Genomic DNA, 14,565 nt, shown 5'->3' on the forward strand with positions numbered 1-14,565 from the left:
CCGCGTCGCGGGCCAGGAGGGCGGGCACGCTCAGGAAGACCGTCGACCGTCAGCCCGACGTGCTGCCCGGCGGTCCTTGCCTCGTCGACGAGTTCCCGCGCGTCGCGTACGACGGGTGCGAGCGCGGACTCCGTCGGGGCGGAGTCCGGGGTCGCGCGGGGCACCGAGAACGTCCCGCGGGTCGGCCAGGGCCTCGGTGGACGCGGCCCGCAGCAGGCCGAGGCGTTCGACGACCGGCGCCGGCAGCGTGTCGCTCCTGGTGGCCAGGACACCGGTGTGCAGGGTGATCAGGCTCAGACTCCGCGTTTCGCCGCGCGACTGCGCGACCTCGTCGCCGCGCACCCCCACCTGGCGGGCGCGTCCCCGAAGGTGGCCGTGCACCGGACGTACGTCGAGCACCTCAGCACCGACCGGCGCTACGACGTGATCGTCTCCGGCCTCCCGCCGACCAACTTCACCCCGTGCAGGTCGACCGCATCATGGCCCGGTACATGGAGCTGCTGCACCCCGGCGGCGTCCTCACCCACTTCGCCTACCTCGGCTCCCGCACGGCCCGCGCCCTGACCGCGTCACGAGCCGAAGCACGCCGGCCGGTGCGGTGGTCGCGGGTGACTTCCTCGCCCACCGCACCGGCAGGCTCCTGGGCCGTCGACTGCGCACCGGACGGCCGGGGCGGCGTATCCCTGACACCGCGTGGCGGTACGCCGAGTCGCTGATGGCGCGTCATGGCGGCCGGGCCGTCGTCCTGGCCCGGTTCCTGCCGCCGATGAACCGACTCCCATGAACCGCGTCTCGTGAACCGCGTCTCGTGAAGCGCGTCTCGTGAAGCGGCCATGTGATCGATCGGTTCCGTAAGCTCGTATCCCCCGCGCGCGTCACCGAACTCCCGTACGCTCCTCTCGAATTGACATGACCTAGACATGTGTAGCGGGAGGAACAACGGACATGGTCCAGCTTCTTCGCACCACGGTGGCGGCCGGTGCCGCCGCGCTCCTGGCCCTCACCGCCACGCCGGCCGGCGCGGCGGACACCGACGGGCTGTCGTACCCGTCCGGCACCGGGGTGGGCGTCCACAACGCGTACGAGAAGGCCACCTTCCCCTACTTCGCGGACGCGTTGGACTCCGGTGCGGGGATGCTCGAACTCGACGTCTGGACCAATGCGTTCGGCCCCTCCTGGCGGGTGTCGCACAGCAATCCGCTCGGCAACGACAACAACTGCGAGAACGCCGCCGACGCGGCCGAACTGCGCACCAAGTCGCGCAACCGTGACCTCGGCGGCTGCCTCGCCGACATCAGAGCCTGGCACGACGCCAACCCCGGGCACCGGCCGATCGTCCTCAAGATGGAGATGAAAGACGGATTCCTGGGCCAGAACGGCCGGGGCCCCGCCGCCCTCGACGCGCTCCTGGGCGCGAAGCTCGGCGACGCGCTGTACCGCCCGGCGGACCTGGCGGGTGACCACGCCGATCTCGACAAGGCCGCGCAGGCCGGCGCGTGGGCCACGCGCGCCGAACTGGCGGGCAAGTTCGTGGTCGAACTCATCCCCGGCACGGTGGAGGAGCAGAACCCGCTCGACACCCTGTGGACCGATGTCGAGTACGCGACCCACCTGCGCGACCTCAAGGCGGCCGGGCGGCTGCCGGAGGCCGCGGCCTTCCCCGCCGTCCACCGCGCCGCTGCCGGGGACCCGCGCACGCGGTACAAGGACGCCTCGATCAGGCCCTGGTTCGTCTTCTTCGACGGGGACGCCTCCGCCTATGCCGCGGCCGGCTTCGACACCGCGTGGTACGCGCAGCGCAACTACTTCCTCCTGATGACCGACGCGCACAACGTGGCGCCGGCCATCGACGGCAAGAACCCGACCGAGCAGCAGGCGCGCGACCGGCTGGCCCTGCTCGCCCAGCGCCACGCCAGCCTGATCTCGGCGGACTGGCACACGCTGCCGACGGTGCTCTCGTCGGTGGTTCCGCGCGCCACGGCACAGCAGTAGGAGTCGGGCCGACCGGGGCCGGACATCGTATTCACATGCCCTGCCCACTTGACGCAGGGCGTACCAGCACCCGCTGGTCGGACTGCTGGAACTGCACCAGGAGAACTTCGCACTACCGGACGAATCGGGCATGGAGCTGCTGGTGCTGTCCGCGGCACCCGGCAGCCCCGCCGAGGACGGCCTGCGCCTGCTCGCGGGCCTGGGCGCGGACCGCGGTGACGCGCATCCCACAGCGAACGCTCAGGTCCGCGAGTAACTCAACAACGCCCACCCACCACCGCCGGGACCGCCTCAACACTGACGGCTTTGCGGTCCCAGGCCTGGTGGTCGTGACCGCGGCCTTCGAAACGTCCTCCTGGGCAGGACCACCGTCGTCAACGAGGGCACGGGCCCGGTCCGACGACGGGTCGCGGGTCGGCATCCGCACGACGGTGCCGGTCCGTGCGGCCAGGGCGCGGGCGGCCCGGCTGCCCATGGCCCCGGTGCCCCGACCACGAGTGCGGTCATCGGCGTCACCGCGCCACCTCCAGCACGAGCTTGCCGCGGGTGCGGTTGGTCTCCCCCAGCCGGTGCGCCTCGGCGGCCTGTTCCAGGGCGAAGCTGCGTTCGACCTCGACCCGGACCGTGCCGGAGTCGACCAGGCGGGCGATGGACGCCAGAGCGGCGGCGTCCGGCTCGACCAGCAGCGGGCTGGTGCGCACACCCGCCTGTCCGGCCGCGGCGGCCAGGCCGTCCGAGACACCTCCCGGGATGGAGACGATCAGGCCGCCGGGCCGGGTCACCGGCACCGACCGCACGTCGGTGTCATCGGCGGCGCCGATCAGGTCGATGACGACATCGACCTCGCCGGTGGCCTCCTCGAACCGCTGCAGGGTGTAGTCGATCGTTTCGTCCGCGCCCAGTTCCTTGAGCCAGGCGTGCCGGGGCTCGCGGGCGGTCGCGATCACTTCGGCGCCAAGGTGCTTGGCGAACTGCACCGCCAAGTGCCCGACACCACCGGCCGCGGCGTGCACCAGCACCCGCTGCCCGCGGGTGACGCGCGCTGTGTCGACCAGGGCCTGCCAGGCGGTGAGCGCCGCGAGCGGCAGCGCCGCGGCCTCGACGTGCGAGAGCGAGACCGGCTTGCGGGCGAACTGGCGGGACGGTGCCGTGACGAACTCGGCGTACCCGCCGGCCGGGCGCGGGAACCACGGCATGGCATAGACCTCGTCGCCGGGCGCGAGCGTGGTGACACCGAAGCCGACCTCCTCGACGACGCCGGAAACGTCCCAGCCGAGGATCAGAGGCAGCGTCTGCAGCCCGGCCATACCGTGGCCCGCACGGGTCTTCCAGTCCACCGGGTTGATTCCGGCGGCGTGCACGCGCACCAGCACCTCGGTCGGCAGCGGCTCGGGGCGCGCGACCCGGCCGGCGGTCAGCACTTCCGGTCCACCGAACCCCTCGACGGTGACGGCGCGCATCGTCTGCTCGCTCATGTCTTCCTCGCTCATATCCGCTTCGCATGTTCTTCGGCCCCGGGACAGAGGCCCGGGCACGTGCTTCAGCCTCGCCGACGCCGGGGGGACGCCGTGAGTGGCTGCGCGGCCACCTGTCGTACCATTCCGGCCATGCCGCATCGTGTCGCCGTTCTCGCCCTCGACGGGGTCGTGCCGATGGACCTGGGCATCGCGGCCCGGGTGCTCAACGAGGCCCTCGATCCGGCCGGGACACGGCTCTATTCCGTGACGACCTGCTCGCTCGGCGGCCGGCCCGTCCGTACGAACGAGGGCATGCGGATCATCGTCGACGACGACGAGTCACTCCTGGACAGTGCGGACACCGTAGTGATCGCCACCCAGGAGCCCGACGAACACCTGCTCGCCACCGGCGAGCTGCCCGCCCGGCTGGTCGCGGCCTTCGCCCGGATCGGACCCGAAACCCGCATCGTCAGCCTGTGCACATCGGCATTCCTGCTCGCGGCGGCCGGCCTGCTGGACGGACAGCGGGCCACCACCCATTGGGCGCTGTGCGACCGGTTCACCCGCCTGTTCCCTGATGTCGAGGTGGATCCGAACGTGCTGTTCGTCGACAACGGACGCGTCCTGACAGCTGCCGGCGGGGCCGCCGGCATCGACCTGTTCGTCCATCTGGTCCGCCGGGACCACGGCACGACCGTGGCCACCTCCGCGGCGCGACGGTGCGTGGTGGCTCCATGGCGTGAAGGCGGACAGGCACAGTTCATCGAGCACCCGGTGCCGAAGGATGCCGGCCGTTCCACCTCGGCCACCCGCCAGTGGGCACTGGACCGGCTGGCCGAGCCGCTCACGCTGCGGGACATGGCCCGCCACGCCCACATGAGTGAGCGCACGTTCACCCGGCGCTTCCGCGCCGAGGTGGGCACCAGCCCCCTCCAATGGCTGCTGCAGAGCCGGCTGACCCGGGCACGCGGCATGCTGGAATCCGGCGACCTGACCGTCGCGCGGATCGCCACGGCCTGCGGCTTCGGGAACCCCGTCGCGCTGCGCAAGCACTTCAACACCCACCTCGGCCTGTCCCCACTGGCCTACCGCCGCGCCCACCGCGCCCCAGGGCCGGCCAGGACAGAACCTCTCCGGATGACGTGAGCCCGTGCGTTTCGGACAGCCCACGGACGGGGCCCGGTGCGCGAGGCGTCAGGTGCGGCCGCCCGGCGGCCGGCCGTGCGCGGCGAGAACCGTGTCCACCGTGTCCGCGTCCTCCGCCCGTTTGTCCTCCCGGTAGCGGACCACTCGTGCGAAGCGCAGCGTCACGCCCGCCGGATAGCGGGAGGAGGTCTGCAGGCCGTCGTACGCGATCTCGACCACCAGCTCGGGCCGGACGGTCACGGTGAAACCGTCGTCCGCCACCGCCAGTTCGCGCAGCCGCTCCGTCTGCCACTGGAGCATCGCGTCCGTCAGCCCCTTGAACGTCTTGCCGAGCATCGCGAACGAACCGTCCGCCCGCCGCGCGCCCAGGTGCAGATTGGACAGCGTGCCGGTGCGCCTGCCGTGGCCCCGTTCGGCGGCGAGCACCACCAGGTCCAGTGTGTGCACCGGTTTCACCTTCAGCCAGCCGGCTCCCCGTCGGCCCGCGCTGTACGGGGCGTCAAGTGCCTTGACCACCACGCCCTCGTGCCCCCGCTCCAGTGTCCCGCGCAGGAACTCCGCGGCCTCGGCCCCGCCCGGGGAACCAGGTGGCCCACCCGGCCCACTCGGTCCTGCCGGGCCGCGGATCTCCACCCGCCGTACCCGCACCGGCTCCGGCACCAGCCGCGCCAGCGCCTCGTGCCGCCGAGCGAGGGGCAGATCGAGCAGGTCCCGGCCGTCCAGCGCGAGGACGTCGAAGAAGACCGGGGACACCGGCACCGCCGCCGCGGCGGACGCCACGTCGGTGCGGGACCCGACCCGCCCCGCGACCTCCTGGAACGGCCGTGGCCTGCCCTCCTCGTCCAGCGCGATGACCTCGCCGTCCAGCACGAACCCGTCACCGCCGAGCCGCCGGGCGAGCGCCGTCACCTCGGGCAGCCGGTCCGTGATGTCGTCCAGGGTGCGGGTGAAGACGCGTACCGTCGTACCGGAGCGGTGCACCTGCACCCGGATGCCGTCCAGCTTCTCCTCCACGGCACAGTCGCCGAGCCGCTCGACCGCCTCCTCCACGCTCCCCGCGCTCTGCGCGAGCATCGGCAGGACGGGGCTTCCCACCGTCAGCCGGAACTCCTCCAGCGCCTCCGGCCCGTCGGCCAGCAGCCGCCGCGCCACCCGCTGCAACGAGCCCGCCAGCATCACGGCCCGCCTCACCCGGGCCGCCCCGGCACCCGATGTCCGGGCGAGCGCCTCCACGGCGATCGCGTCCAGTGCCCCCTGGCGGACCTCTCCCGTCAGCAGTCCCACCAGGAACCGCTGTTCCTCCCCGGTCGCCGCCGCCAGCAACTCCCGCACCAGCCGCCGCCGCTCGGCCTGCGCCCCGGCGCCCGCGACGGCCGCGAGCGCGCTGAACGCGCGGTCCACCCCGCCCACGGTCAGGGTGGCGTTGTCCGCCGGCGCGGGCGGGTCCTTCAGCGAACTCCAGCCCACCCCGATCCGGCCCTGGGGAAGCCGGCCCGCCAGGTACGGGATGACGACGGGCACGTCCTCGGGGCCGGCCGTGCGGAACAACTCGGCCAGCAGCGAGATCTTCCGGGACCGTGCCGACGTCTCGGCGACCTCCCGGGAGACACGGGCGAGCGGGGCCAACAGCATGCAGCCATGGTGCACCGGACGACGCGGCCGTGCCCGTCCGGCCGCCGGGACCCGGGGCTCGGGAGCCGAGGACGCTGCGGTACGGCCGGACACGGGTGTCGCGGACGGGCATACGCTGGCGGCACGACCGTACGAGTCCGGCGGGCGCCGGAGCGGGAGGCACGGACGGTATGAGCACCGCGGGCATGGACGGCATGGGCACGGCGGAGACGGACGGTACGAGCGCGGCAGGCGTGGACGGCATGGGCACGGCAGCCGGGGACGCGGTGCGGCCCCGGCCCGATCCGGGGCTCTTCGGGCCGGACTCCGTCACCTGGCAGCTGCACAGCGATCCGATGATGTGGATCGCGGGGATCCGGGCCCTCTACCTCCAGGCGCTGCACCCCCGCGCCGTCCGGGGCGTCCTCCAGAACAGCGACGTCCGGCAGGACACCTGGGGCCGGCTGCGCCGGACCGCCGGATTCGTGGGCACCACCAGCTACGGCACCACGGAGGCCGCCGAGCGGGCCGGCGCGCGCGTGCGCCGCATCCACCGCAGTCTCACCGCGACCGACCCCGCCACCGGCGAGCACTACGGCGTCGACGAACCCGCGCTGCTGCTGTGGGTGCACTGCGCCGAGATCGACTCCTACCTGCACGTCGTACGCCGCTCCGGCGTACCCCTCACCGACGCGCAGGCCGACGCCTACGTCGCCGAACACCGCGAGTCCGCCCGCCTGGTCGGCCTCGACCCGGCGGCGGCCCCCGCCTCCACCGGCGAACTCGCCGCCTACTTCGATCGGGTCCGTCCCGAGCTCGCCTGCGGCCCGGAGGCACGCGACATCGACGCCTTCCTGAGCCGGCCGCCGGTCCATCGCGCGCTCGTCCCGGCGCGGGAGGCGCTCTGGCGGCGGGTGGCGTCGCTCGCGTACCAGGCGCTGCCGCCCTACGCCCACGAGCTGTACGGCAGGCCCGCGCCCGGCCCGGAGACCGTCACCCGACGGCTGCTGACCGCCGGGAACCTGCTGCGCTGCGTCCCGGACCAGGTGCGCTGGCAGCTGCCGCCCAAGCACATCCTGCGGGCGACGGCCAGACTCGGCCCCGGCACGCGGCCGGACCCGTACACACTCCACCGCACGGCGGCCATACTGGACGGTCCGGGGAGGGCGGCGAGATGACGGGGGCGACGGCGCGCGATGGCGGACACCAGGCTGATCCAGGGCCGCTACCAGCTGCTGGACCTGATCGGGCGTGGCGGCATGGGGGAGGTCTGGCGCGCGCGTGACGAGTCGCTCGGCCGGCAGGTCGCCGTCAAGTGCCTCAAGCCCCTGGGGCCCCGCCAGGACCATTCGTTCACCCGGATCATGCGCGAGCGCTTCCGGCGCGAGGGGCGGGTCGCGGCGGCCCTCCAGCACCGGGGCGTCACGGTCGTCCACGACTTCGGCGAGGACGACGGTGTCCTGTACCTCGTCATGGAGCTGCTCGAGGGCCGCAACCTCAGCCAGCTCCTGGAGGACAACGGGCGGCGGCCGCTCCCGGTGCGCGACGTGGTCGACATCGCGGAACAGATCACGGACGCCCTCGCGTACACGCACGAACAGGGCATCGTCCACCGGGACCTCAAGCCGGCCAACATCATGCGGCTCACCGACGGCACGGTGAAGATCTGCGATTTCGGGATCGCCCGCCTCGGCCATGACATCGGTTTCACCTCGCGGCTCACCGGTACGGGCGTCGCCATGGGGACCCCGCACTACATGTCGCCCGAACAGATCGGCGGCGGCCAGGTCGACCACCGCAGCGATCTGTACTCGCTGGGGTGCGTGCTCTACGAGATCGCCACCGGCGCCCCGCCGTTCGACCTGGAGGACGCCTGGTCCGTCCTCGTCGGCCACCGTGACACGATCCCCGAGCCGCCGAGCCGGCGCCGCCCCGAACTCCCCGGCTTCTTCGACCCGCTGATCCTCGGTCTGCTGGCCAAGACGCCCGACGAACGGCCCGTGGACGCGGGTGACCTCCGGCGCCGGATCGGCGCGGCGTGCGCGGGTACGGCGGCGCGCGGCCACTCCGCGGAGTCGCTGCCCCCGCCGGGCCCTCCCCACGCGGGGCCCGCCGCGTTCCCGCCGCCCGCGTCCTCGTCCTTGCCTCCGCCCTCGTCCCCGCCCGCGTCCTCGGGGGGTGCCGCCGAGGCGCCGCTGCCGGCCTGGACGCGCGGGATGACGACGGGGCACAAGGCGGTGGGCCCCCCGGGGCCGTGGCCCGCCCCGCCGGACGGCGGCGCCGGTCTGACGGGGGCGTGGACCCGTCCGTCCGGATCCGCGGCCTCGCACGCTCCGGTGTCCACCGCCGCCTTCCCGCCGGCACCGGCCGCGCCGTCGCCCGATCTGCTCGCCGTGCTCGCCGGCCGGCACAACGCCGGGCTGAGCCTGGGCCGGCTGGGCCGCTGGGAGGAGGCCGGCGAGGTGCACCGGGCGGTCGCCGCCGAACGCGCGCACGCCCTCGGGCCCGACCATCCCGACACGCTCGGCAGCCGGTACGAGGTCGGCATCAGCCTCGCGAGGACCGGCCGGACCGCGCGGGCACTGCGCGAGTTCACCCAGGTCGCCCAGGGCCGGGAACGCGTTCTCGGCCCCGATCACCCCGACACGCTCGCCGCCCGTCAGGAGCTGGGGTACGTCCTCGGGGAACTCGGCCGGCACTTCGAGGCCCACCAGATCTTCGCCGCGGTCCTGGCCGCGCGCGAGCGCACGACGGGCCCGGACCACCCCGACACCCTGCGCTGCCGCCACAACCTGGCCTACAACCTGGGCCTGCTGGGTCGCCCGGAGGAGGCGTACGCCACGGCGCGACAGGTCGCCGAAGGCCGCGCCCGGGTGCTCGGCGAAGCGCACCCGGACACGCTCGCCACCCGGTACGAGGTGGCGCACGCGCTGGGCCGGCTGGGCCGCTGGGCCGAGGCGCTCGGCGGCTACCGCGACGTCGCCGAGGCCCGTGCCCGGGTACTGGGCCCGCACCACCCGGACACCCTCGCCGCCCGCTACGAGGCCGGCATCTGCCTGGGCCGGCTGGGCCGGGGCGCGGAGGCGCTGGAGCTGTACCGCGTCCTCGTCGACGACCGCACCCGCGCGCAGGGAGCGCTGCACCCGGAGACCCTGCGGGCCCGCCACGGCCTCGGGGTCAACCTCGGCCGGCTGATGCGCTGGGAGGAGGCGGTGGCCGAGGCGCGCGAGGTGTGCGCGGCCCGGGAGGGCGTCCTCGGGCCCGACCATCCCGACACGATCGTCAGCCGCCGTGAGATCGCCGTCGGTCTCGGCTGGCTCGGGCGCTGGTCCGACTCCCTGCCGGTGTACCGGCGGGTCGCCGAGGACAGGGAGCGTGTCCTGGGCCCCGCCCACCCGGACACCCTGGCGGCCCGCAACGACGAGGCGCACTGCCTGGAACGGCTGGGCAGACGGGCGGAGGCGGCGGAGCTGTACCGCAGGGCGGCGGCCCTGAGCGGCCGGCCCGTGCCGCCGCCCGACTGACGCCCGCCCCCGATGCCGGCCTGCCGGGCACCGTCCGCTCCCGGCCCGCGCCCGGTGGCACGCGACGGGCGCGACGTTCTCCCGTCGCGCCCTGGCTCCGCGATCATCCGCGTGTTACCAAGAGCCATGCCCGCACATCTCTCGTACGACGTCGTCATCGTGGGCGGCGGCCACAACGGTCTGGTCGCCGCCGCCTATCTCGCCCGCGCCGGGCGCTCGGTACTCGTGCTGGAACGGCTCGGGAACACCGGTGGGGCGGCCGTCTCCGCCCGGCCGTTCGAAGGGGTCGACGCGCGGATCTCCCGCTACTCCTACCTCGTCTCCCTGCTGCCCCGGAAGATCGTGCGGGAGCTCGGGCTGCGCTTCGCCGTCCGCAAGCGGACCGTGTCCTCGTACACACCGCTGGGCGACGGCGGCCTGCTGGTGGGCGAGGGCCGTACGCGCGCGTCGCTCGCCGTGCTGACCGGCGGGGAGCGGGAGTACGCGGCCTGGCGGGACTTCTACGGGATGACGCGCCGGGTGGCCGAGCGGATCTTCCCCATCCTCACCGAGCCGCTGCTCACCCGGGACGAACTGCGCGCCCACCTGGACGACGCGACGGCCTGGCGGACGCTCTTCGAGGAGCCCATCGGCGTCGCGGTCGAGGAGCGCTTCCGCCATGACCTCGTGCGGGGCGTCGTGCTGACCGACGCGCTGATCGGCACCTTCGCCGACGCCCATGACCCCTCGCTCGTACAGAACCGGTGCTTCCTCTACCACGTCATCGGCGGCGGCACCGGGGACTGGGACGTACCTGTCGGCGGGATGGGCGCGCTCACCGACGCCCTGGCGGACACCGCGCGTTCGGCCGGCGCGGAGATCGTCACCGGTCACGAGGCGACCCGTGTCGACACGGACGGGGCCACCGCCGAGGTCGCCTTCCGTACCCCCGGCGGACCCGCGGCCGACCCGACGAACGGCACGGTCACGGCACGTCATGTCCTGGTGAACGCTTCACCCCAGGCGCTCGCCGACCTCCTCGGCGAGGAACGGCCCCCCGCCGCCGAGGGGGCCCAGCTCAAGGTCAACATGTTGCTCCGCAGGCTGCCCCGGCTGCGCGACGCCTCCGTGGACCCGCGGGAGGCCTTCGCGGGCACCTTCCATGTCGCGGAAGGGTACGAACAGTTGGCCACCGCCTATCAGGAGGCCGCCGCGGGGCGGCTGCCCACCGCCCCGCCGTCGGAGATCTACTGCCACTCCCTGACCGACCCGTCGATCCTCGGGCCCGACCTCGCGGGCAGCGGCCACCACACGCTCACGCTGTTCGGACTGCACACCCCGGCCCGGCTGTTCGCCGAGGACAACGACGCCGTACGCGCCCGGCTGCTCGCCGCCACCCTGGACCAACTGGACCAGCGGCTCGCGGAACCGATCGCCGACTGTCTCGCCCTGGACGCGCACGGACGGCCCTGCGTCGAGGCCAGGACGCCGCTCGACCTCGAACGCGACCTGCGGCTGCCCGGCGGCCACATCTTCCACCGGGACCTGGCCTTCCCCTACGCCATGGAGGAGACGGGGCGCTGGGGCGTGGAGACGGCGCACGCCAACGTGCTGCTGTGCGGCGCGGGCGCCGTGCGGGGCGGCGGGGTCAGCGGGGTGCCGGGCCACAACGCGGCGATGGCGGTCCTGGGCCGATGAGCGGCCGGCGGTTCTCACCCGAACGGGTCAGTCGGCGGACAGCGCCCACCCCACCGCCTCGATCCGTGCCGCGTCCCCGGGCCGGTCCTCGTCGAAGACGGTCCGGCCGCCGTCCTGAACGCGCAGCCCCGTCACGTACGCCCCGCGCCCGACGTAGAGCCGGTCCGTGACGTACCGCCAGCGCAGCCGCGCCTCCTCGCCGCGCAGGCCGGCGAGCGAGGCACTGAGCCGGTGGGTGCGCCGGCCGGACCACCCCGTCACCGAGCCCGTCGGGTGCGTCCGCGGCTCCTGCCCCGGCCGCACCGTCGTGAAAGGCAGCGGCCGCCAGTTCCGCCCGCCGTCCGCCGACACCTCCAGGAACAGCCTGTCGGCGTCCGGTTCGGTGTCCCACCACAGCGAGCAGCGCAGCCCTCCGTGCGCGGACCGGGTCCGAACCGGTGGCAGGGTCAGGGTCGCGGTCGTGCCGTTCGCCATGCCGGAGAACCAGGCGGCCCGCCCCGGCGCCGGGCGGACCGGCACGGCGCGGGCCAGCCGGTTCGCCGTCGCCACGCGCGGCGCGCTCCCGGAGCGCCAGGTGCGCACCGGGTGCACGGAGTTGCCCAGGACGACGAGGAACGAGTCGGTCGTCGGATCGAGGACCAGGCTGGTGCCGGTGAACCCCGTGTGGCCCGCCGTGCGCGGCGTGGCCATCGCGCCCATGTACCAGTGCTGGTGGAGCTCGAAGCCCAGGCCGTGCGCGTGTCCGGGGAAACCGGCGTTGAAGTCGGTGAACATCAGCTCCACCGCCTCCTCCCCGAGGATCCGTGCCCTTCCGTACGCGCCGCCGTTGAGCAGCGTACGGGCGAGCACCGCCAGGTCCCAGGCGCGGCTGAAGACACCCGCGTGCCCCGCCACCCCGCCGAGGGCGTACGCGTTCTCGTCGTGCACCTCGCCGTGCACCATGCCCCGGTCGAGCCCGGACCACGGCGGCCGGGCGTCCTCGGTGGCGGCGATTCCCGGCCGCCAGGAGGCGGGCGGGTTGTAGCGCGTACGGCGCATCCCGAGCGGTCCGGTGATCTCGTCGTGGAGCAGCCTGTCGAGTCTCCGGCCGGTGACGTGCTCCAGGACCAGCTGGAGGGCGATCAGATTGAGGTCCGAGTAGAGGTAGGCCGTCCCGGGCGGGCTCGTGGGGGCCTCGTTCCACAGCAGCCGCAGCCGCCCCTCGTGGGTCGGCTCCGCGTACAGCGGGAGCCAGGCGCGCAGGCCGGACGTGTGGGTCAGCAGCTGCCGTACGGTGATGTCCTGTTTGCCCGCCGCGCCGAACTCGGGAAGGTACGTGGCGGCCTTCCCCTCCAGCTCCAGCGTGCCGCGCTCGACCGCCTGGACGGTGAGGACGGACGTGAACAGCTTGGAGACCGACGCCAGGTCGAACACCGTGTCCTCGGTCATCGGGACGCGCCGCTCCGGTGGCAGCTCCACCGCCGTGTCGGTCTTCTCGTCGTACGCGGCGTAGCGCACGGCCATGCCGATCGGGCGGTGCAGGGCCACCGTCCCGCCCCGCCCCGCGAGCAGGACGGCGCCCGCGTACCACGGACGGGCGGGGGAGGGGCCGAGGAAGGCGGTGGCGTCGTCGACCAGCAGGTCCAGCTGACGCCGGATCAGCCCGGCTCGCTCGGCGGAACCGCGCCGAAGCGTGGTCCTCCCACCGCCCGCGGCGTCCACCGCCATCAGCAGACCTCCCCCGAATGATGAAAGCGTCTTCCGATATTCGAGCGACACAGGGAACTCTCTTGCCGTACGGAAGCGCTGTCAACCGTCGCGGTACCGTACGTTCCGGTGGCGCTCGGCCGCTGAGCCCCCGCGCGGTGCGGTGCCGCGCGCCGCGTCACCCGTCGCGGCGCCCCCTCGTGGCGTCCTCCTCCCGCGCAGCCCTGCGCGCGCGCCCGGGCCGCCTCTGGCAGCGTGGGCGTATGACGACGAGTGGCGCCATCAGGTCCCTGACGTCCCGGTGGACCGTGCTCGTACCGCTGCTGGCGGTGGTCGCGCTCGTCCTCGGCTGGGGACGGAGCCTGCCCGGCTGGGCGGTCGGTGTGGTCGCGCTCTGTCTCGCGGGGGCGGTGCTCGCCGCCGTGCACCACGCCGAGGTCGTCGCGCACCGGGTCGGGGAGCCGTTCGGATCGCTGGTGCTGGCGGTCGCGGTCACCGTCATCGAGGTCGCGCTGATCGTCACCCTGATGGTGGACGGCGGCGGCAAGACGGCCACGCTCGCCCGGGACACCGTCTTCGCCGCGGTCATGATCACCTGCAACGGCATCGTCGGACTGTGTCTGCTGGTGGGAGCGGTCCGCAGCAGGGTCGCCGTGTTCAACGCCGAGGGATCGGGAGCCGCGCTCGCCACGGTGGCGACACTGGCCACCCTGACGCTGGTGCTGCCGACGTTCACCACCAGCGAGCCGGGCCCTCGCTTCTCCGCGGCGCAACTGGGCTTCGCCGCGGTCGCCTCGCTCGTGCTGTACGGGCTCTTCGTCGCGGTCCAGACCGTACGGCATCGCGACTACTTCCTGCCCGTCACCCAGCGCGGCGCGGTGCGCGAGGAGGAGTCGCACGCCCCGCTGCCCGGCCGGCGCGCCACCGTTCTGAGCCTGGTGATGCTCCTGGTGGCGCTGGTCGCCGTCGTCGGGGACGCCAAGACGGTGTCCCCCGCCATCGAATCGGGCGTGGTGTCCGCCGGGCTGCCGCAGGCCTTCGTCGGGGTCGTCATCGCCCTGCTGGTGCTGCTGCCGGAGACGCTGGCCGCCGTGCGCGCGGCCCGCCGGGAACGGGTCCAGATCAGCCTCAACCTGGCGCTCGGCTCGGCCATGGCGAGCATCGGGCTCACCATCCCCGCGATCGCGCTCGCCATGGTCTGGCTGTCGGGACCGCTGGTGCTCGGCCTGGACGCCACGCACATGGTGCTGCTCGCCCTGACGGTCGTGGTGGGCGCGCTGACGGTCGCCCCGGGCCGGGCCACGCTGCTCCAGGGCGGCGTCCACCTGGGAATCTTCACGGCGTTCGTGTTCCTGGCGATCAGCCCGTGAACGGGCCCGGCCTCTGAAGGGGGGCCGGTGGGCGGGACCGGCCTCCGGACGGGGCCGGGGGAGGCGGACCGCGCGGGGACGGGGGCGGGGCGTGCTGCCGGG

Annotated in this window: 10 protein-coding genes and 1 pseudogene; 8 read left to right on the forward strand and 3 right to left on the reverse strand. The window is 73.9% G+C overall.

Annotation, left to right across the window (positions count from 1 at the left end; translation table 11 throughout):
- Positions 1 to 461 precede the first annotated feature (461 nt).
- The 3 genes and pseudogenes from ACU6P3_RS31335 to ACU6P3_RS31345 form a co-directional block, all read left to right on the forward strand.
- The gene (locus ACU6P3_RS31335; protein WP_447195163.1) at positions 462 to 716 is read left to right on the forward strand and encodes a hypothetical protein; all 255 of its coding nucleotides are present in this window, start codon (positions 462 to 464) and stop codon (positions 714 to 716) included.
- 229 nt (positions 717 to 945) lie between these two features.
- Positions 946 to 1,992, forward strand: a complete 1,047-nt coding sequence (locus ACU6P3_RS31340; RefSeq protein ID WP_447195164.1) for a phosphatidylinositol-specific phospholipase C domain-containing protein — start codon at positions 946 to 948, stop codon at positions 1,990 to 1,992.
- A 52-nt stretch (positions 1,993 to 2,044) separates the two neighbouring features.
- Positions 2,045 to 2,248, forward strand: a pseudogene (locus ACU6P3_RS31345) (MmyB family transcriptional regulator); the annotation flags it as partial.
- A 256-nt stretch (positions 2,249 to 2,504) separates the two neighbouring features.
- On the opposite strand, the gene ACU6P3_RS31350 reads toward ACU6P3_RS31345, so the two are convergent.
- On the reverse strand, positions 2,505 to 3,467 hold the full coding sequence (locus ACU6P3_RS31350) for an NADP-dependent oxidoreductase (RefSeq protein ID WP_447195165.1): 963 nt from the start codon (positions 3,465 to 3,467) through the stop codon (positions 2,505 to 2,507).
- A gap of 132 nt (positions 3,468 to 3,599) precedes the next feature.
- Here ACU6P3_RS31350 and ACU6P3_RS31355 point away from each other — a divergent pair, with 132 nt between their 5' ends.
- Positions 3,600 to 4,595, forward strand: coding sequence for a GlxA family transcriptional regulator (locus tag ACU6P3_RS31355; protein WP_447195166.1), 996 nt, complete (start codon positions 3,600 to 3,602; stop codon positions 4,593 to 4,595).
- Between the two features lie 48 nt (positions 4,596 to 4,643).
- Here the strand turns inward: ACU6P3_RS31355 and ACU6P3_RS31360 are convergent, their stop codons facing one another.
- Positions 4,644 to 6,227 carry an ATP-dependent DNA ligase gene (locus tag ACU6P3_RS31360; protein ID WP_447195167.1) on the reverse strand — a complete coding sequence of 528 codons (1,584 nt, stop codon included), beginning with the start codon at positions 6,225 to 6,227 and terminating at the stop codon, positions 4,644 to 4,646.
- 242 nt (positions 6,228 to 6,469) lie between these two features.
- Here ACU6P3_RS31360 and ACU6P3_RS31365 point away from each other — a divergent pair, with 242 nt between their 5' ends.
- From ACU6P3_RS31365 to ACU6P3_RS31375, 3 genes are all read left to right on the forward strand, one after another.
- On the forward strand, positions 6,470 to 7,384 hold the full coding sequence (locus ACU6P3_RS31365; protein WP_447198144.1) for an oxygenase MpaB family protein: 915 nt from the start codon (positions 6,470 to 6,472) through the stop codon (positions 7,382 to 7,384).
- An 18-nt stretch (positions 7,385 to 7,402) separates the two neighbouring features.
- The gene (locus ACU6P3_RS31370; RefSeq protein ID WP_447195168.1) at positions 7,403 to 9,730 is read left to right on the forward strand and encodes a serine/threonine-protein kinase; all 2,328 of its coding nucleotides are present in this window, start codon (positions 7,403 to 7,405) and stop codon (positions 9,728 to 9,730) included.
- Between the two features lie 126 nt (positions 9,731 to 9,856).
- Positions 9,857 to 11,407, forward strand: coding sequence for a phytoene desaturase family protein (locus ACU6P3_RS31375; protein WP_447195169.1), 1,551 nt, complete (start codon positions 9,857 to 9,859; stop codon positions 11,405 to 11,407).
- A gap of 27 nt (positions 11,408 to 11,434) precedes the next feature.
- On the opposite strand, the gene ACU6P3_RS31380 is transcribed toward ACU6P3_RS31375, so the two are convergent.
- Complete coding sequence (locus tag ACU6P3_RS31380; protein WP_447195170.1) at positions 11,435 to 13,114, reverse strand: serine hydrolase domain-containing protein; 1,680 nt, start codon at positions 13,112 to 13,114, stop codon at positions 11,435 to 11,437.
- Positions 13,115 to 13,356: 242 nt separating this feature from the next.
- Between ACU6P3_RS31380 and ACU6P3_RS31385 the strand changes: the two genes are divergently transcribed.
- Positions 13,357 to 14,463, forward strand: coding sequence for a calcium:cation antiporter (locus ACU6P3_RS31385; protein ID WP_447195171.1), 1,107 nt, complete (start codon positions 13,357 to 13,359; stop codon positions 14,461 to 14,463).
- The last annotated feature ends 102 nt before the right edge of the window (positions 14,464 to 14,565 follow it).

The sequence above is a fragment of the Streptomyces hebeiensis genome, assembly GCF_052983195.1.

Excerpts from the sequence above, each read along its gene's own strand:
- ACU6P3_RS31380 (WP_447195170.1), bottom strand. The coding sequence starts at position 13,114 with ATGGCGGTGGACGCCGCGGGCGGTGGGAGGACCACGCTTCGGCGCGGT.
- ACU6P3_RS31370 (WP_447195168.1), top strand. The coding sequence starts at position 7,403 with ATGGCGGACACCAGGCTGATCCAGGGCCGCTACCAGCTGCTGGACCTG.
- ACU6P3_RS31375 (WP_447195169.1), top strand. The coding sequence starts at position 9,857 with ATGCCCGCACATCTCTCGTACGACGTCGTCATCGTGGGCGGCGGCCAC.
- ACU6P3_RS31385 (WP_447195171.1), top strand. The coding sequence starts at position 13,357 with ATGACGACGAGTGGCGCCATCAGGTCCCTGACGTCCCGGTGGACCGTG.
- ACU6P3_RS31350 (WP_447195165.1), bottom strand. The coding sequence starts at position 3,467 with ATGAGCGAGCAGACGATGCGCGCCGTCACCGTCGAGGGGTTCGGTGGA.
- ACU6P3_RS31365 (WP_447198144.1), top strand. The coding sequence starts at position 6,470 with ATGGGCACGGCAGCCGGGGACGCGGTGCGGCCCCGGCCCGATCCGGGG.
- ACU6P3_RS31355 (WP_447195166.1), top strand. The coding sequence starts at position 3,600 with ATGCCGCATCGTGTCGCCGTTCTCGCCCTCGACGGGGTCGTGCCGATG.
- ACU6P3_RS31340 (WP_447195164.1), top strand. The coding sequence starts at position 946 with ATGGTCCAGCTTCTTCGCACCACGGTGGCGGCCGGTGCCGCCGCGCTC.
- ACU6P3_RS31360 (WP_447195167.1), bottom strand. The coding sequence starts at position 6,227 with ATGCTGTTGGCCCCGCTCGCCCGTGTCTCCCGGGAGGTCGCCGAGACG.